Source organism: Halanaerobium saccharolyticum (genome assembly GCF_003053565.1).
Taxonomy (GTDB): domain Bacteria; phylum Bacillota; class Halanaerobiia; order Halanaerobiales; family Halanaerobiaceae; genus Halanaerobium; species Halanaerobium saccharolyticum_B.
Window position 1 is genome coordinate 1 of record NZ_QAXS01000018.1, and the last position, 14,037, is coordinate 14,037.

The window sequence follows — 14,037 nt, forward strand, 5'->3', positions numbered from 1 at the left end:
AAAGGATAAGGTAGTGACTGAATATTCTGTAGATAGTATATGTTCTCAATAACTTAAATTTGACAATGCTTAAATATTTTTATGCAATGCTAGTGAAAAAAGCAGATAAAATACTGATTATGAGATAGATTGGGTTAGCAAGAGAAACAGGTAAATCTTTATTTATTAATATATCTCTAATAGTCCCTCCGGCAACTGCAGTAGTTATTCCAAAAACAGCAACCCCATAATAATCCATCTCCTTTTCTATAGCACGCAGAGCTCCTGACATTGCAAAAGCTATAGTTCCTATAATGTCAACAATCGAAATAAATTCCATTTTAACCTCCTGATTTATTAAAAAAAGTCCTCAGAAAATCTCCATTATTTAACGGAAAAATGAACATTCTCTGAGGGGAAATCATCTTCCAAAATGTTATTTTAAAAGATTATCCCTGGGTGTGATAACCGCCATCTACATGAAGAATCTCTCCGGTTACCATGCTCGATAGATCACTGAGTAGATAAAGGGCACTTGCAGCAACTTCTTTCTGCTCAACTAATCTTTTCATCGGAGATTTATCTTTAAAATTTTTCATTAGATCTCTAAAATCAGAAATACCGCTGGCAGCTCTGGTTAGAATTGGACCTGGCGAAAGGGCATTAACTCTAATATTATCACGCCCGAGATCTGCGGCAAGGTATTGAACTGAAGATTCGAGGGCAGCTTTAGCAACTCCCATAACATTATAATTTGGAATCACCTTTTCCCCTCCATAATAGGTCAAAGTAACTGCTGCTCCTCCCTTTTCTTTCATAAACGGATAAGCCAGCTGAAGAGCTTTAACATAAGAGTAAACACTTATTTCCATACTGCGCAGAAAACTGCTGCGGGCTGTATCCATATATTTCCCTTTTAAATCTTGTTTATTAGGACCACCGGCAATTGCATGGACTATAAAATCAAATTGACCTCCAAACTCTTCTCCAATCTTTTCAAAAACTTCCTCGAACTCCTGGTCATCTGTGATATCTAGCGTGTGATAACCTGCGGCTCCAATCTCTTTAAATAAAGGGATTACCTTTTCGCCAATTTTTTCATTCTGATAGGTAAAAGCAAGTTCTGCTCCCTCTTTTTTTAATCTCTCTGCAGTCTCCCAGGCAATGGATTTTTTATTTGCTACCCCCATAATTATTCCCTTTTTACCTGACATTAATCCAGCCATCATAATTACCTCCCACAATAAATTGATTTAGTTTCAGATGAAATTAATAATTCTTTTTAAGTAAAAATATTTCATTCTATACTTAGTATAATTCATCTAAAACAAAGGTATTCCTTCAATTTTATCAAATATAAATAATTAACACTTCTTTTTATAATTCCAATTTAATAGAGTTCGATTTAAGTTAATTATTACAAAAAAATCATTTTTTATCAGTATTGACTTTAACAATCAAAATTTAACTCTTAGCAACTATGTAAAATAAATGTTAAATTATTGTAAATGACTTGACTATCTAAAAAAATACAAATATAATTTAAATATGATTAAAATCGAATATCCAAATATAGGAGGTCATAAAGTGGAGATTATTGAAGTCTTAAAGGCTCTGGCCCATGAAAACAGAATTAGGATTTTAAATCTTTTGGCTAAAAGTGAACTCTGTGTCTGCGAATTAGAAAATATTATGCAGGTTAATCAGTCCAATGCCTCCCGACATCTGGCGAAATTAAAGCAGGTCAATTTAATTAAAGGTAGAAAAAAAGCTCAGTGGATATACTATCATCTCAACGAAAAAATGCTGGCTGAGCATAAATTTATCAAACTTTTAATTGAAGATGAACTGGACGACTTTGCTGAGGCCAGAAAAGATTTAAAAAGGCTTAAAAAATACAATAACAGTTCTTTAAGCTGTGAAACACTTCCTGAAAGTAATCTATTTTCAAAATAGTAATTTTTTATTTAAAACATAATAACTATTTATAAGGAGAGATATTTAATGAAGTATAAAGTTGGATTTATTTGTGTTGGTAATTCCTGCCGCAGTCAAATGGCAGAAGGTTTTGCAAGAGAATATGCTGGTGATATTTTAGAAGTTTACAGTGCAGGTACTGATCCATCTCCGGAGGTTAAAGCAAATGCTGTTAAGGCGATGGATGAAGTTGGAATAGATATCAGTGATCATTATCCAAAACTACTGGAAGAAATCCCTTCTGAACTGGATATTTTAATTACAATGGGCTGTGGTGTTGAATGTCCCTACATACCCTGTAAGTTTAGAGAAGACTGGGGTTTAGATGATCCGGCCGGTCACCCAATGGAAGTTTTTAGAGAAACCAGAGAAATTATTGATCAGAAAGTTAAAGAGCTAATTGAAAAAGTGAAGAATGATGAAATCTAATTAAATAAAAACAGCAGTTTAAGCTTAGTCTGTTCGTTTGAGCTGCTGTTCTATTTTTTAAGCAGGCATATGATTAAAACCGAATCTATTAATGTGAAATGAGGGATAATTATGAGCAATAATTTTAAAAAAGAAAATTCTAAAACAGAAATTGAAGTGAAAAATGAGGACAATTCTTTAAGTATTTTTGAAAAATATTTAAGTGTCTGGGTAGGACTCTGCATTGTTATCGGAGTTGCTATCGGAAGGTTATGGCCAGCTTTTCCTAATACTTTAAGCAAATTTGAATATGCTCAAGTTTCTATTCCGGTTGCTATCTTAATCTGGTTTATGATCTATCCCATGATGGTCCAGATTGATTTCAGCTCTATTTTTGAGGCCGGTAAAAAACCAAAAGGATTAACTGTTACCCTGGTCAGCAACTGGTTGATTAAACCTTTTACGATGTACTTTTTTGCCTGGCTGTTTCTGCAGGTGATCTTTAAAAACTTAATCCCTGCCGGACTGGCCCAGGAGTATGTTGCAGGTGCAATACTGCTCGGAGCAGCACCCTGTACAGCTATGGTTTTTGTCTGGAGTTATTTAACTGATGGAGATCCAGCTTATACCTTAATTCAGGTTTCAGTCAATGATCTGGTCCTGATCTTTGCCTATGCTCCGCTGGTTATGTTTCTTTTAGGCTTAAATAATTTAACAGTTCCCTGGGATACAATTTTACTCTCAGTAATTTTATATATTGTTATACCTCTGACAGCAGGTTACCTTTCTCGCAAATATTTGCTTAAACACAAAGGAAAAGAATGGTTTGAAGGGGTTTTTCTTAAAAATTTAAGTGAGCTCACAGTAATTGGTCTACTATTAACTTTGATTATCCTTTTCTCATTTCAGGGAGATGTGATTTTAAATAATCCCTTCCATATTCTTTTAATTGCTGTTCCCCTGACTATCCAGACCTTCTTTATTTTTGCGATAGCTTATGGCTGGTCCAAACTCTGGAAGATCAATCATTCGGTAGCTGCACCGGCAGGAATGATTGGAGCCAGCAACTTTTTTGAACTGGCTGTAGCAACAGCAATCTCAGTTTTTGGACTGCAGTCCGGAGCTGCACTGGCGACAGTAGTTGGAGTTTTAGTTGAAGTTCCTGTTATGCTGGCTCTGGTCAAAATAGCTAATAAGACCAGAAAGTATTTTTAATATTATTTATTAAAGCCACCTTAAATATTAACAGCTAAAGGTGGCTTTTTATTTAAATAAATGTCTCAGCTTCTTTTCTTTCCTCGCCAAAATTCTCGATTAAATAATCGGTGATTTCTTCAAAATGATGATGATCCATATATTTAGCCTCAATAGGACATTTTTGAATACAGCTGCAGCATTTTCCTTTCCATTATTTATTTTCACCATATACTTTTTCAAGGTTAGCCATTTTGGCTGTCATATTCTTTAAAAGCAGATCTACTAAAATTAAAGATATCATTGCTTCTACAACCACAACTGCTCGGGGAACAATTACCGGATCATGTCGTCCCTCAATATTAATTTCAATATTTTCACCAGCTTTATTTACAGTCTGCTGAGTTTTTTCGATTGAAGGAGTTGGTTTAACAGCAGCTCTCAATACAATATCACTGCCATCTGTAATCCCACCTAAGGTACCGCCTGCATTATTAGTTAATTTAGTTATTTTTCCCTGCTGATAATTAAAAAAATCATTATGCTGATGACCTGTCATTCTGGCAGCTTTGAAACCACTGCCGATTTCCACTCCCTTGACCGCTCCAATTGACATAATAGCTCTGGCAAGCAGGGCATCTGTTTTATCAAAGACCGGATTTCCCAGCCCATCAGGTATATTCTTTACCCTGCATTCAATTGTACCTCCAGAAGAATTATTTTCTTCAATTAATTTTGTTAAATATGCTTCTGCCTCCTGAGCTGCAGCCAGATCCGGCATATATAAAAAGTTTTTTGGGATATCATCCTGATTAAAATTTTCTGAATCAATTTTCACAGGTCCGATCGAAGCTGTGTAGGCTGTAATTTCAACTCCAAGTTCTGCCAGTATCTTTCTTGCTACCGCTCCGGCTGCAACTCTGGCTGCAGTTTCTCTGCCTGAAGCACGTCCACTTCCTCTGTGATCTCTAAAACCATATTTTAAATCATAACTATAATCAGATTGGGCCGGTCTGTAGACATCTTTTAAAGCAGAATAATCCTTTGAACGCTGATTTTTATTATAAATAATCATCGAAATTGGAGTTCCAGTTGTCTTACCTTCAAATACACCCGAAAGAATTTCTACCTCATCTTTTTCCTTGCGGGGAGTTGTAAATGGTGACTGACCTGGCTTTCTCCTATCTAAGTCTTTTTGGATATCAGCTTCTGAAATTTCAAGTCCGGCCGGACAGCCGTCAATTACAACACCTAAAGCCTTACCGTGTGATTCTCCCCAGGTTGAAATTTTAAATAAATCTCCCAGTACTGATCCTGACATTTATCTCACCTCTTTTAAATTTTAAAACCCGAAAGAACAGAAAATTATTCTATTTCTTTCGGGCTCAGATCCTTTATTTTTATTTTAATAATTAAATTACTTTTATAAATCTACATAGTTATAATTTGATAACCATCTTTTATGTAGGCTTCCATAGAAGGATGACCACTCATATCACCTTTGAGAGGAATATCTGTTTTCTCGTTATATTCTAATACTCCCAGTTTAGCAGAACAGGCTTTACAGATACAGTCGATTAATCCTTTCTCTTTAGCTTCAAAATAGTGCTTGTTATTTGACTCTTCCAGCTTTTGAACCAGTTTTACGGCTTCACCTTCAAAAATAATCTTTGCCTCATGTCCTTTTTCAGCTAAGTCCAGTGCATTGAGCAGTACATGCTGAAAACACATTAATTCTCCGTTAAATGCGAAAAATGCAAATTTATCCATTAATATCACCTCTTTTATAATTTATAAAAAATAATATCATAATTTATTCTTTTTTTCATGCTCAAGCAGCCACTTTTTCCGCCAGATTCCTGCCCCATAACCACCTATTTTACCACTGCTTGCAGTTACCCGGTGGCAGGGAATGATAACTGGAATGCTGTTTTTATTATTGGCGTTACCAACTGCTCTGTAAGCTTTATTATTCCCGATTGCTTCTGCCACTTCCTTATAAGAAAAGGTAGCTCCATAAGGAATTTCCCTTAGCTGTCTCCAGACACTTTCTTGAAAATCTGTACCTTCAATTCTAAGTGGAAGTTTGAATTTTTTCCTTTCACCCTCAAAATACTCATCCAGCTGCTTTTTTGCAGCTGCCAAAACAGCTGCCTCCCCTTCCTGATAGCGCTTTACTTCCTGAAAATGAAGTCGCAACAGCTCACCCTGACTAGCCTGGAGCTCAATTAACCCAATTGGTGAGTCATAATACGCCACTTTATTAGCAGTAGATAATTCTCCAGCATTTTTAAATACCTGATCAAGATTTTGGGCTGTTATCTCCCAGATATAAAAAGAAGCTGCTGTGTTGTAAGGAGTGAAATTTCGTTCAAACTTTTTGAAATCTTTTTCTGTCGGCTCAGATTTCAAGCCATAAAACCACTGAATCCCCTTCCTAATACCTAGATCATGATAACTGATTACATTTCTTCTAGCTAAAGAAAATATTAAAAACATCTCTGCTGTCCAGCGGCCAATCCCTTTAACAGCTGTTAACTGTTCAATTATTTCTTCATCTGAAAGCTCTTCAATTTTAGCAAGCTGAACATTATTCTTCAAAACCGCTTCTGCAAGATTATTAAGGTAATTAACTTTACGCTCGGATAGACCGGCTTCTTTCAGTTTGCTTTCAGGAACTGCAGCAACAGCCGCAGGCGTTAATTTAGGAAGAATATTATTTACTTTCTTCCAGATAGAATCAGCCGCACTGCCAGAAAGCTGCTGGTAGACAATACTCTGAGTTAGAGAAGTAAAAGGATCAGGAGTATAATATCTATTTATTTCACCAAGATATTCAATTAAATCTGACATCCTCCTGTCTTTAACTTTTAGGTGATCAATTTCTGCTTGAGAAATTTTTATTTTCTTTTTCATAATCTAAAAACACCTCAATTAAAGGAGATCTTAACTAAATCTACCTATTTAATTACCATTCAATTCTTCTTCAATATCCTCTTTTTTAGTGGCTATAGAGTCAGCCAGGTGAAGAAGTCTCACATCAGGATAGAGTTCTTCTGCTTTACTTCTTTTGCGCTCATCAAAGGGGCCATAAGGTCCCATATGATAGGTAATCGCAAGGATATCCCTCTCTTCTAAGTTAATGAATTTAGATGCTTCAAGAATTGCCCGCATTGAATGGTTTAATGGCAAATTATCCTCGTTATAATTCCAGTCATTTCTTAAATCAGGTGGAGCAACATTCCGTCCATCCTTAAACCACTTGATCAAATCACTGGCATATTCTTTGGAAATTATAAATTCCTTATCCTCAACATATTTATCAAGACCATAATTATTATACATTTCCATATTATCTCTAACCAGACTTCTTAAAAAATTATTCTGGCCGGGAGTAATAGTATGCTGCATCTCTGAAGTATAAGCAAAACATTTTTCGATATCATGCAGGGAAGCCTGAAGAATAATATTTTCCCGTGGTATGCCTGCAGAAATTTCTTCATTTAATTTTAAATATTCTCTCTTAACATTTTCAGTGTGTTCTAAAAGTCCACCAGTCCTATTTAAATGATGTCTAATACTGGCCGGCTTTTTATAAAAATCAATTTCTTCTAAAAAAACTAACAATTCTTCAATTCCATTTTTTCCGGTCTGTTTAAGATCGGCAATAAAACTTTCTTTCAGTTCCTTCATTTTTGCACCTCTTGTATATTCTAGTTATTTTAAATCCTGTTGTTTTAAATCCTAATTCTTAATAACTTACTTATCAAATTTTAACATTTAAAGACCTATAAAACAAGTTAAATTGATAAGCAGGTATATTTTTTGGATTAAACCCGCAGTGATCCGCGAAAGCCTCGAGAACTATAATATGATTGAGCACCATTATGATAAACAAAAACATGATCATAGCGGCGGTCACAGAAAAGTGCTCCACCCAGTTCTCGAATTCCTTCAGGTGTTTTTATCCAGCTTGAAGTTTTTAAATCAAAGGCTCCCAGCTCCTGCAGCTTGCGGTATTCTTTTTCTGTTAAAATTTCTATCCCCATATCCGCAGCCAGATCAAGGGCACTATTTTCAGGCTTATTCTTTTTTCTTGACTCAAGTGCTTCCCGATCATAGCAGAAACTCCTTCTTCCGGCAGGACTTTCAGCTGCACAGTCGACAAATATATATTCTCCACTATTCTGGTCAAAATCAACAGCATCCGGTTCTCCACCTGTTTTCTCCATTTCATTTAGCGACCACAATTCTTCCGGTTTAGATAAAAGTCTTTTTTCTACCGCAGACCATTTAAGATTCTGATGACGATCCATATTTTTTTCAAATCGTTCTTTTAAAATTTCAATTAATTTCTGCTCCTGTTCTGCAGATAATTCTTTTTTAGCGTTTTTCTTCACCTTTTATCCCCCTATAACTTTAGCGGTTTTATAAATAAATTTTTAGTTTCTCTCTATAAATATAGTATATTACTCTGAAATAATTATAGCAACACCATTGATAATTAAATAGAAAACCTGTATAACTACAGCTAATTAGGCCACTGCCGTTATACAGGTTAAGTTAAAATATTTATTAGTCTAAATATTTTCAATTACTCTTGTTAATCTTGATTTTATTTCTTTTGCTATTTCATTAACTCTTTTGTCTTCTGACATTCCCAGGGCCTTTACAGGATCAATCGCTGCTACTTCTGTTTCTCCACTGTCATTTTCATAGACGATCACATTACAGGGCAGCAGCAGTCCAAGTTCTGATTCCTCACCTATTCCTTCAAAAGCAAAGGCGGGGTTACAGGCCTCAAGAATTAAATAGTTATTCATATCTTTATCCAGCTTCTCTTTAAAAGTCTTCTGCATATCGATTTCTGCCAGGACACCAAAACCCTCTTCTTTTAACTCATTTTTCACCTTAGTTACTGCCTCAGAATAGGAAAGTTCAACTGTTTTTTGAATTCCATATTTACTCATCATTATTCCTCCTTATATTTTAAGGTTGAATTTTGAATCTAATTGTTTAAATTATCAAGTATTTCTTTTAACTCTTCTTTAGTGATTTCGCCTTTAGCATAACGCTCTCTGGCAATTTTTTCTGCACTATCTTCACTTTTTCTATATTCAATTTCTCTGCTATTGTTAAATCTATCTTGCTGGTCAGTAAATTTACTGTGACCGCTATAGGGTGGACCACCATTTCTGCGATCATGACGACTGTGATGATTGTGCCTGTTATATTCCTTAAAGAAATAATAGACAACACCAATGATTACAATCCAAAAAATAATTGAAAATCCTCCGCCCATCATTCCTGGGCCAAAACCCATCATAATTATACCTCCTAATTATTATTCCAACTTTTTATTCTAAACTAATGAATAATCTTTAGTACCATCTGTCAAGCCAGTCGCGCATCATAAAAATTTCCTGACGCTGGCTGTCTCTAATACTTTCAGCAAGTAAATAAACTGATCGATGTTCAGCTAGATCCTGAACAATTAACTGCTGTGACATCATAACAGCTCCCATATGGTGGAAAATCATATCTTCTAAAAAGGCATAATCCAATTCTTCGCCAGCTAATCCTTCATAATTTCCCATCATTGGTTGATACTGATAGTTATTTGATCTATTAGGATACCACTCAGCCAGGTACTTTTCCATTTCTTCAATTTCCTGAGTCTGAACCTCTATAATATCTTTAGCAAATTCTCGCATTTCTTCCCGGTTAGTATTATCTCTTAAAATCTTTGCCTTGGTTACAGCTTCTTCATGATGAGGTATCATTTTGACTAAAAATTCATATTCACTGTTTACTGATTCCATCATTCCAGGCCTCATCATACCCGGCCCCATCATTCCGGGTCCAAATCCAGGCTGGGCAAAAACAAGATTAGCTCCAATACCAACTGCTGCTAATATAATTAAAGTAATTATTAAATTTTTCTTCATTTAGTTATCCTCCTTTAAGCTTAAATCAGCTCTCAATATACCCCTATTAGGTATCTTAAACATAGTATAGCACTCGGGATTAATTCTGTCAAGACTTATATCGTAATTGTTAAATATTAAACTCTACTATTCCTATCAGCTTTACTCTAAATTAATTATAGGATAGAAATGTGAAGAGAATATGAATTAATGATAAAGATATTTTAATTTTTGATAAGAAAAAAGAGCGGCTGACGAAAAGCCCCTCCTCTAGAACAAATTATTTAGTTGGCTAAAAATTATAGTTTAACTATTACTCTGCCTTTTGAATTTCCAGCCAGCATGTTTTCAATCTGCCTATCTAAATCTTCTAATCGTACTTCTGTTGTAAACTCATCCAGTTGATCAAGCTTCCAGTCTGTGGCAATTTTCTGCCAGACATCTTCTCTTAAAGTTCTTTCACACTGAACTGAATCTATACCAATAAGACTGATCCCTCTTAAGATAAATGGATACACATTTAGATCTAATTTTGCAGATGCAACATTTCCACAGCAGGTTACAGCTCCATTATAGCTGGTTGATTTAATGGCATTAGAAAGCAGATTGCCACCTACAGTATCAATAACGCCTGACCACTTTTCTTTTAACAGCATCTTACCGGAATCATCAGCAAGCTCTTTTCTATTTATAATATTTTTTACCCCTAAGTTATTGAAATATTCTTCTGCCTCAGTTTTTCCAGTTGCTGCTGTAACATCATAACCGAGCTTTGCTAAAATAGCAGAAGCAAAACTGCCGACCCCTCCGGAAGCACCAGTAACCAGGATATTTCCTCGTTCAACATCTGCTGCTAAAAGTTTATAAACCGAAAGTGCTGCTGTAAACCCAGCAGTCCCATAAATCATACTTTCTCTTAAAGACAGATTCTCTGGTAATTTCACAGCCCACTCTGCAGGGATTCGGATATATTCCTCAAAGCCACCGTCAGTATTCATTCCTAAATCATAACCGGTAACTATAACCTGATCACCTTTTTGATAAGTTCCACTCTGATCCTCCACAACTTTACCTGCTGCATCTATACCAGGCGTATGAGGATATTCTCTGGTAACTCCTTTATTTCCAGCTGCAGAAAGAGCATCTTTATAATTTAAAGAAGAGTATTTAACCTTAATTATTAAATCACCTGCTGGCAGATCCTCAATTTCTTTTTCTATAACTTTTCTTGTATATTCTCCCTCAACTTCACTTACTTCCAGTGCCTTAAACTTTATATTATCCATCTTTATTATCACTTCCTTTAGCCTTATCTTAACATAAGCGCTCTTGAAATTAAATATTTAAATCTGGCCAATAAACAGCTGAACTGTAAAAGAAACAATAACTACCAGTGAAGAAATAATAAAACCGTGCAGTAATGGTTTAATTCCTGAATCAGATACCTCGCTAAAATTAGTTGTCAGGCCAATTGCTCCTAAAGACATAATCATCATGAATTTAGATATTGAAGCAATATTGCTGCTTAATTCAGCTGAGATAAAACCGGTACTTTTTACGGCCACCATTACTAGAAATAAGAGAATAAAATAGGGAAATATATTTTTAATTTCAACTTTTTCTTCCTGCTCATTTGAACTTAAACCCATTTTTTTATTTTCTCTGGCATTGATCAAAGAAAAAATCATTACAATAGGCACAATAGAAAGGGTTCTGGTTAATTTTACGATTACCGCAAAAGAACCAGCAGCATCCGAAAAAGCATAGCCAGCTGCTACCACCGAGGAGGTATCATTAACTGCTGTTCCCGCCCAGAGGCCAAAACCTAAATCACTCATGCCAAAATATCTGCCTGCAAGAGGAAATAAGATTACCATCAGCACATCAAAAATGAAAGTGGCAGAAATAGCATAGGCAATATGACTGTTGTCTGCCTCAATTGTTGGAGCTACTGCAGCGATTGCAGAGCCACCGCAGACACCAGTACCAGCCGAAATTAGACTTGAAAGTTTCCAGTTCATATTAAAAAGACGGCCAAATAAATATCCTCCTCCAAAGGCTGTCAGCAGAGTAAAGGTCATCACAATTAATGAATAACCACCGACAGATAAAACCTGAGAAAAACTCAAAGTAAGTCCCATCAGTACAATTCCTGCCTTTAAAATTTTCTTCGAAACAAAATTGATGCCGCTATTGAAAATAGAAATTTCTCTAATAATCGGATTTAAAAGCATCCCCAGCATTAGTGACAGAACACTGCCGCTGATCAAATGCATAGGTATGTAAGTGCTTACTGCCTTAGCAGTCAAAGCTAATAAAATTGTAAGGATGATTCCTGCTAGATAATCACTAAACTTATTCATTTTATCTTCCCCCTTATAGTTTACAATCTTGATTTTATAACAGATTATCGATAAAATAAAATTATAATATTTTATAAATATATAAATTTAAATTATAGTAACCCTTTTAATAATTGAATTCATAGACCGGGAGGAAATAAATATGATCGATTTTAGACATCAGACTTTCTTGGAACTCTGTCAGATCAAAAACTACACTAAAACTGCTGAAAAACTACATATTACACAGCCCACTGTTTCCCAGCACATTAAACATTTAGAAGAATATTACGGGGTTAAATTATTTAATTACAGCAGCAAAAAGCTTAATCTAACTGCGGCTGGTAAAAAGCTATATCATTATACAGAAAGGATGCGCGCTGACAGTAGAGAAATAGCAAAAACTATCAGCAATAAATCATCCAAGCAAAATATAAAATTTGGGGCGACTCTCTCAATTGGTGAGTTTGTAATGCCGGATATATTAGATCAGGCGATGGAGGAAAATCCGGAGCTTAATTTTGATATGCTGGTTGAAAACACAGCCACTCTGCTCCAAAAATTAAAAGCGGGAGAAATTAATTTTGCCATTCTGGAAGGTTTTTTTGACAAGACTAAGTATGGATATCACCTTTTTAGTAGAGAGAAGTTTATTGGTATCTGCTCTGCTGAATCAAAATTAAGCAGCGAGAAAATAAAATTGGATGAGCTCTTAGATTTTCGCCTGATTTTAAGAGAAAGTGGATCTGGAACCAGAGAAATCTTAGAACAAATTCTTTATACAAATAATTTAAATCAAAAAAGCTTTGCTAAAACTTTAGAAATTGGCAATCTAAATGCGATTAAAGCTCTGGTATCCCAGGGTAAAGGCATTTCTTTTATGTATCAAGCAGCAGCTAAAAGAGATTTAGAGGCGGATAAAATCTCAGCCTTAAAGATTAAGAATTTTAATATTGAAAGAGAATTTAATTTTGTCTATTTAAAAGACAGTGTTTTTGCAGAAGAATATCGTAAATATTTTGAGCTTTTTATTAATTTAAGAACCTAAAATGAAAAAAGCTGTTCTGACAGCTTAAATTCACTATCAAAACAGCTTTATATTCAAGTTTCATTTATTTAAATTTTTTCTACCAGTTTATCAGTTAAGCTGAGCAATTCATCTTTCTGCTGTAATCCTTCAATAAATCTTTCTGGGATCCTGGGAAAACCAACCTGAGCTCCGATTAAAGCACCGGTCAGCATTGTTCTCACCTGATTCTGGCCGCCTCCATTGAGGGCATGGAGTACTCCTGCTTCAAAATCATCTTTAAATCTAGCCGCTAGATAATAAACTGCAGGCAGCATATGATATATTGCACAGGGCATTCCGTAAACAACTGCAGCCTTCCAGGCAGGTTCAATCTCTATATCTTCATCTACCGCTGCTCTGGCCATATAGGAAGGTGAGAGCAACCCATCAGGAGAGGCAAAGATTCCCTCACCATAAAGATCAGATTCTTTGACCATGTTATCTCCAGCAGGTGGATTTAAATTATCAGAAGTTACCTTATGGAATGGTAATTTACCATCGTCTACAGCCTGCATAAGTTTTGCAGATATTTGGGGATCCAATTTTTCTCCCCTGACCAGTAGAGCAAGTACTGAACTGTAAGCAACCGTTAAAGAACCAATCAAATTGTCTGACTGGGTTAAGGCTGTATTTTCAGTTATATTCAAGCTCAAAGCCTCAAGGTCATCTGCATAGAAAATTGCCTGAGCAATATTTCTTTCAATTGCCTCAGTCGTATCTGCATTACCGGCGACCTGATCCCAGGGCAGCTCATTTTTTACTCTTGCCCGCCAGAGATGCCGAATCGACTGACTTGTATATCCTCCCGGGCCAGCCATCGCCTTCCCAGAGATTTTTGGCAAAAAGTCATCGTCCATCATTTTGCAGAAAGCAGTCTGATCATAACCGTCATTTTCGATTAAATGCTCAGTCATCATTTTCAGCAGAATACCAGCCTGAGAAATTTCGCCAGCCTTAAGTCCCCCGTGATACCTGTCAGTTTTGGGTTCAGTATAATCATCAATCCAGTCACCATATTCTTGCCGCATTTCTTCTAAATCATAATACCAGTGAGGTCCAACACCAAGAGCTTCTCCAATAAAAGCACCCATCAGCGCCCCTTTTGCTCTTTCTTTTTTACTGACCATAATTATTAGTCCCC

Annotated in this window: 17 protein-coding genes; 4 read left to right on the forward strand and 13 right to left on the reverse strand. The window is 35.7% G+C overall.

Going from position 1 to position 14,037, the window contains the following annotated elements; all coding sequences use genetic code 11:
* Positions 1–79: 79 nt before the first annotated feature.
* Entirely contained in the window at positions 80–319 is a 240-nt protein-coding gene (locus tag C8C76_RS08165) for a trimeric intracellular cation channel family protein (RefSeq protein WP_258222453.1), read from the reverse strand.
* 109 nt (positions 320–428) lie between these two features.
* Positions 429–1,205 (reverse strand): enoyl-ACP reductase FabI, encoded by a 777-nt coding sequence (locus C8C76_RS08170; RefSeq protein WP_108140563.1) that lies wholly within the window; start codon positions 1,203–1,205, stop codon positions 429–431.
* A gap of 361 nt (positions 1,206–1,566) precedes the next feature.
* On the opposite strand from C8C76_RS08170, the gene C8C76_RS08175 reads away from it, so the two are divergent.
* From C8C76_RS08175 to arsB, 3 genes are all read left to right on the forward strand, one after another.
* On the forward strand, positions 1,567–1,935 hold the full coding sequence (locus tag C8C76_RS08175; RefSeq protein WP_108140565.1) for an ArsR/SmtB family transcription factor: 369 nt from the start codon (positions 1,567–1,569) through the stop codon (positions 1,933–1,935).
* A 48-nt stretch (positions 1,936–1,983) separates the two neighbouring features.
* Complete coding sequence (locus C8C76_RS08180) at positions 1,984–2,385, forward strand: arsenate reductase ArsC (RefSeq protein ID WP_108140567.1); 402 nt, start codon at positions 1,984–1,986, stop codon at positions 2,383–2,385.
* A 111-nt stretch (positions 2,386–2,496) separates the two neighbouring features.
* Positions 2,497–3,579, forward strand: coding sequence for an ACR3 family arsenite efflux transporter (gene arsB, locus C8C76_RS08185; protein ID WP_108140569.1), 1,083 nt, complete (start codon positions 2,497–2,499; stop codon positions 3,577–3,579).
* Between the two features lie 193 nt (positions 3,580–3,772).
* On the opposite strand, the gene aroC is transcribed toward arsB, so the two are convergent.
* The 10 genes from aroC to C8C76_RS08235 all read right to left on the reverse strand — a co-directional run bounded on the left by aroC (position 3,773) and on the right by C8C76_RS08235 (position 11,848).
* The gene (aroC, locus tag C8C76_RS08190; RefSeq protein WP_108140571.1) at positions 3,773–4,879 is read right to left on the reverse strand and encodes a chorismate synthase; all 1,107 of its coding nucleotides are present in this window, start codon (positions 4,877–4,879) and stop codon (positions 3,773–3,775) included.
* Positions 4,880–4,989: 110 nt separating this feature from the next.
* Positions 4,990–5,328 (reverse strand): DsrE family protein, encoded by a 339-nt coding sequence (locus tag C8C76_RS08195; protein WP_108140573.1) that lies wholly within the window; start codon positions 5,326–5,328, stop codon positions 4,990–4,992.
* Positions 5,329–5,364: 36 nt separating this feature from the next.
* Positions 5,365–6,474 carry a methylated-DNA--[protein]-cysteine S-methyltransferase gene (locus C8C76_RS08200; protein WP_108140575.1) on the reverse strand — a complete coding sequence of 370 codons (1,110 nt, stop codon included), beginning with the start codon at positions 6,472–6,474 and terminating at the stop codon, positions 5,365–5,367.
* Between the two features lie 48 nt (positions 6,475–6,522).
* Entirely contained in the window at positions 6,523–7,251 is a 729-nt protein-coding gene (locus C8C76_RS08205; protein ID WP_258222454.1) for an HD family phosphohydrolase, read from the reverse strand.
* 137 nt (positions 7,252–7,388) lie between these two features.
* Positions 7,389–7,958 carry a DUF4256 domain-containing protein gene (locus C8C76_RS08210; RefSeq protein ID WP_108140577.1) on the reverse strand — a complete coding sequence of 190 codons (570 nt, stop codon included), beginning with the start codon at positions 7,956–7,958 and terminating at the stop codon, positions 7,389–7,391.
* Positions 7,959–8,138: 180 nt separating this feature from the next.
* A complete protein-coding gene (locus C8C76_RS08215; RefSeq protein WP_108140579.1) occupies positions 8,139–8,528 on the reverse strand; it encodes a DUF302 domain-containing protein in 390 nt (129 codons plus the stop codon).
* Between the two features lie 38 nt (positions 8,529–8,566).
* A complete protein-coding gene (locus C8C76_RS08220) occupies positions 8,567–8,884 on the reverse strand; it encodes an SHOCT domain-containing protein (protein ID WP_108140581.1) in 318 nt (105 codons plus the stop codon).
* Positions 8,885–8,939: 55 nt separating this feature from the next.
* Positions 8,940–9,506, reverse strand: a complete 567-nt coding sequence (locus tag C8C76_RS08225) for a DUF305 domain-containing protein (RefSeq protein WP_108140583.1) — start codon at positions 9,504–9,506, stop codon at positions 8,940–8,942.
* A gap of 278 nt (positions 9,507–9,784) precedes the next feature.
* Positions 9,785–10,771, reverse strand: a complete 987-nt coding sequence (locus C8C76_RS08230; protein WP_108140585.1) for a YhdH/YhfP family quinone oxidoreductase — start codon at positions 10,769–10,771, stop codon at positions 9,785–9,787.
* 57 nt (positions 10,772–10,828) lie between these two features.
* Positions 10,829–11,848 (reverse strand): YeiH family protein, encoded by a 1,020-nt coding sequence (locus C8C76_RS08235; protein WP_108140587.1) that lies wholly within the window; start codon positions 11,846–11,848, stop codon positions 10,829–10,831.
* Positions 11,849–11,990: 142 nt separating this feature from the next.
* Between C8C76_RS08235 and C8C76_RS08240 the strand changes: the two genes are divergently transcribed.
* Positions 11,991–12,875 (forward strand): LysR family transcriptional regulator, encoded by an 885-nt coding sequence (locus C8C76_RS08240; protein ID WP_108140589.1) that lies wholly within the window; start codon positions 11,991–11,993, stop codon positions 12,873–12,875.
* A gap of 68 nt (positions 12,876–12,943) precedes the next feature.
* Here C8C76_RS08240 and C8C76_RS08245 read toward each other — a convergent pair whose 3' ends face one another.
* Positions 12,944–14,023, reverse strand: coding sequence for an ADP-ribosylglycohydrolase family protein (locus C8C76_RS08245; protein ID WP_181248178.1), 1,080 nt, complete (start codon positions 14,021–14,023; stop codon positions 12,944–12,946).
* Between the last annotated feature and the right edge of the window lie 14 nt (positions 14,024–14,037).